The 500-nt window shown below is 63.2% G+C and carries 1 protein-coding gene; it reads right to left on the minus strand.

The genetic code is table 11. From position 1 onward, the window contains the following. On the minus strand, positions 1 to 500 hold a 500-nt coding region (locus ACM6JQ_RS18420; RefSeq protein ID WP_414894459.1), incomplete at both ends, for an immunoglobulin-like domain-containing protein.

The following is a 500-nucleotide window of genomic DNA, read 5'->3' on the forward strand; positions in this document are numbered from 1 at the left end:
AGGCGTGGTGCTTGGCACCAAGTTCTCGAAGTTGCCGCCGGTGGCGTCCTTGATGGTCACTTCGACTTTGCCGGCGTCTTTGTAAACGTCATCGGCTGGCGCAGGAACGGTCACGGTGCCAGTGGTTTTGCCGGCCTCGATGGTGATCACCGAGCCATTGCTCAGGGTCACGGTGACAGGCGAACCGGCGGCGTTGGTCAGGGTCGCGGTGTAAGTGATCTGGCCGCCTTCCGCCACGGTGCCCGTCGCGCTCAGCGTCAGGTTGGTGGTGTCAGTGGTGTCGGTGACCGTGGTGCTGACCGGGGTATTGTCAGCAACGAGGTCTTCGTAATTGCCGCCGCTCACGCCCGTGATCGCGTTGGTGATTGGTGCATGGCCGGTCAACGCATCGTTCGGTGCAGTGGTGGTCACGGTGCCGGTGGTTTTGCCGACTTCGATGGTGATGTTCTGACCGTTGGCCAGCGTCACGACCACAGGCGAGCCGGTCACCGGCGCGCCGA

It is taken from the genome of Pseudomonas sp. IT-232MI5 (assembly GCF_949767845.1).
Lineage (GTDB): Bacteria > Pseudomonadota > Gammaproteobacteria > Pseudomonadales > Pseudomonadaceae > Aquipseudomonas.